The sequence below is a fragment of the Aetokthonos hydrillicola CCALA 1050 genome, from assembly GCF_017591665.1.
GTDB classification, from domain to species: Bacteria; Cyanobacteriota; Cyanobacteriia; order Cyanobacteriales; family Nostocaceae; genus Aetokthonos; species Aetokthonos hydrillicola.
In genome coordinates, this window is sequence record NZ_JAAKGC010000250.1 from 1 (window position 1) to 3,255 (window position 3,255).

3 protein-coding genes and 1 pseudogene are annotated in these 3,255 nt (G+C 37.4%); 1 reads left to right on the forward strand and 3 read right to left on the reverse strand.

Annotation, left to right across the window (positions count from 1 at the left end):
* Nucleotides 1-743 (reverse strand): glycosyltransferase (locus G4P69_RS36440; RefSeq protein ID WP_208354742.1); only part of this gene is annotated, 743 nt, incomplete at its 3' end.
* A gap of 918 nt (nucleotides 744-1,661) precedes the next feature.
* On the opposite strand from G4P69_RS36440, the gene G4P69_RS36445 reads away from it, so the two are divergent.
* Nucleotides 1,662-1,814 carry a hypothetical protein gene (locus tag G4P69_RS36445; protein ID WP_208354744.1) on the forward strand — a complete coding sequence of 51 codons (153 nt, stop codon included), beginning with the start codon at nucleotides 1,662-1,664 and terminating at the stop codon, nucleotides 1,812-1,814.
* Nucleotides 1,815-1,875: 61 nt separating this feature from the next.
* Here the strand turns inward: G4P69_RS36445 and G4P69_RS36450 are convergent, their stop codons facing one another.
* Together G4P69_RS36450 and G4P69_RS36455 are read right to left on the reverse strand one after the other, a co-directional pair.
* Entirely contained in the window at nucleotides 1,876-2,382 is a 507-nt protein-coding gene (locus tag G4P69_RS36450) for an RNA recognition motif domain-containing protein (RefSeq protein ID WP_208354743.1), read from the reverse strand.
* Between the two features lie 640 nt (nucleotides 2,383-3,022).
* Nucleotides 3,023-3,255, reverse strand: a pseudogene (locus G4P69_RS36455) (Zn-dependent protease with chaperone function); the annotation flags it as partial.

Sequence of the window (3,255 nt, forward strand, 5' to 3'; positions counted from 1 at the left end):
TGTCCAACGGCTCTTACTAAGGTTTCTATACCTTTACGTGGATCAAAACGTCCTATGTAGAAAACAAGTTTGGCATCGGGGTCAATTTTTAAATGACTTCTTGCTCCTTGTCTATCAATACAACCAAAACTTCTAATATCAGTACCGCAGGGAATAATGTCGATATTACCCTTGGTTGAAACAAGCGATCGCATATGTTCTTTTTCCTGCGGACTTGTTGCGACAATTCGTTCTGCTGTTTCTAGCACTTGTTTTTCTGTAGCTAATCGTGTGCTAGAAATTAACGGAATTGTCTTGACTGTGTTGTATTTGACGGCTCCTAGAGAGTGGTAAGTATGAATCTGTTTGCTTCCTTGACGCTCTTTCAAGCGCATTCCTACCCAGCTAGAAAGCCAGTAATTAGTGTGAATTAAGGGATATATAATGCCGTTTTCCCGTTCAAACTTGATAAAATTTTCCAGAAATTCGGGTATTTTGGGAAAAAGGTTATCCCGGGGTACAAACTCTAGACCACCAGCTTCTAAACGAATAGTGCGACAATTTTCTCTATGTTGAACGATTGTATCTTGCTGCGCACTTACTTTTCGGGTAAACATATCGACTTGCCACCCAAGTTTTGCCAGCGCTTCACCTACCTGGCGCACGTAAACATTTTGTCCTCCAGCCTCTTCTTTGCCAATTTCAATCGCCGGATCTCCATGTATTGATATCAAGGCGATGTGTCGTTCTGTTCTAGAGTTCATAGTTTGTTGTTGTGTTGTTCTGAGGAGGTGTAAGCCAGCTTATTGGTTGCGCTAAGCTTTTCACCTCAACTACGCATGAGGTTTAAGTGATATTTATCTTATTTTAATTTTTTTCATAAATTTTTGCATCTCCTAGCAGAGGTATCTTGCAATTTGGTGTTTATATATAGCTTTGTCGCAGGTATATTGCTATATTTATTTCTCATAACTCTTATAAAAAGACCTTATACCTTAATTGTTTTCACTTAAAAATGTATTTTTTTTAGTAGTATTAGCTACTAGTTTTTGGTTCACTTAGTAATGTACTACTAAGTTATCGGTATTTTTAAACACCACCAAAACAGTATTTGAGGCTGTTTTGTCTAGGAAAGTAATATGCGCTTACTATATGGTTAATTAATGCCTAATAATGCCCTTGAGCCAAGGGCATCCCAATCTTTAGAAGATAGTCCCGATGAAAAAAAATTCACCGCCAGGCATGAAAGAATATTCCCTGCTTCCTGCTCCCTACTCCCTCTTACCAGTCAGTGAGAGCATCTTGCTCATACTACAAAATTATAAAATTCAAACATTTGGGTTGCTCTCCTTCAAACGAGAGACGTTCTTAATTCAGTAGACTCTGAAGCGGAAAAATTTTCTGTTGCTTTCCTCTCTATGACGAGTAAGTCTTTATACTCAGCATTTGGTGAACACTATATTTTGTGCCTGTGTAACAAATTTTTAGTAAAAATTCACACTAGAACCTAGTAACCGTAGCTTATGTTACTAAATATTAAATAAAATTAAGTTACTGATAATCCTCAATCTCAGCACTCGATTAAGCATATCACTAAGAGTAGAGGAATATATTGTCTATCAATTGATGTAAAAGCACTTTTCTCAATAAGTGCTAACACTCTCTGGCAATAAGAAGAGCTTATGCAGTTAGAATTTATTCCTGTTGAAAAATTTTATGTAGCGATTATTGGGTGGAAGTTGGATGGTGATCGCAAGCCAATTAGGACTGAAAAATTCAGTCAGCGATCGCACTTCACTCAACATTTGCGATCGCACTTGCAACAATGGCTATAACTGCCCATTTAAAAAAAAATCAAAAAAGAAAAATTAAAAAATAATTTTTCTTTTTTGCAAATTAGTTTGTAGTTTGCGCAGCTAGCATTTGCTTAAGTTTTTCCAGTTCATTTGCCCACCGTGGATCTGGACGAATAGCATCCGAGTCTGCAGAAGTAGTAGTGCTTTCATGAGAACGACTAGGACTTTTCCGAGACTTCTTGGAGCTTTTATCGCGACGGTTGCCTTCTTTTACTGGAGCATTGTTAGCGTTACTTGGGGCATTATGACTCGCGGTTTTTGGAGCTTGGGGCTGTTCGTCACCTTCGTCTCCCTTCGTACGAGGTAATGCCTTTTCTATCTTAATTGGAGACTCTTTGAACAATTGACCATTGTATTTTTCAATAATTTGGTCTGCTTGTTCATCGTTATTTACCGTGATAAAACCAAATCCACGGCATTTGCCTGTTTTGCGGTCTTTAATAAGTTTAGTAGTAACCGCATCGCCTTCTGCTGCAAAAACTGTTTGCAGTTCTTGACGATCTATTTCTTCTTTTGGCAAATTGCCTATATATAGGCGAACAGACATGCAATATACCTCCAATGTTTAATTTTAAGGGAAACAACTAGGCAAAAAAAGCGCCTTAGCTTGGGCTGCTTGATAAATATTACTCACCAAAATTGCCACAAACCGATTTTTTTTACTTCAACCTGTTACTTTTTACAATACTGTTTTTTCCAGGACGAAGCTTGTTTAATAAAAAAGCTTACACAAAGCTAATCACACCTTTATTTTAAAAATTTTAAATTTTAAAAGCTTAGTACTACTCTGCATGAAAAGTTTTAATACCTTTAATACCTTCTTGATATTTAATACCATTTTTTACATTATCACGGTATTTTCTACTTAACTAGTTCAGGACAAGACTTTTTCTCGGAACACAATCGTATTGTAACACAAAATACATTTTTTGTTTACGATGTAGATCTTCGGAAACACCAATCAGGTATTCTCTGGCTAATTTACCACTTTTTTGAAAGGGAAGATGTAACAAGATGACTCAATATACTTAATGGGTGACTTTAATCAAGCTTAAATGCTTAATTATACTGATTGCAGTCTTTTATATTAATAAATATAATGTACTGTTTTGAATTTTGCAACTTTTATTTACATTTTGTTTTTGTTCGGGAACTAGGGATTGGGGACCCCGAGTTCCCCAATCCCCCTATCCCCTTAGAAGAATGTAAGCGCCCCAAGCGACTGCTGCAACTGCCAAGATTGTAGACCAGATAGGATGGGGACTGTGAATAGTTTGACCGTTTTGGGTGTGCAAAGTCTGAATGTCAATCCAAGGTGTTGCACCTCGTCGCAACCAACCTGTAACGGTAATTTGGCGACCAATCCATTGTTGGGAAGAGACTTGCTGCCCTAGCCAGGATACGTGATGTAATTTCACCA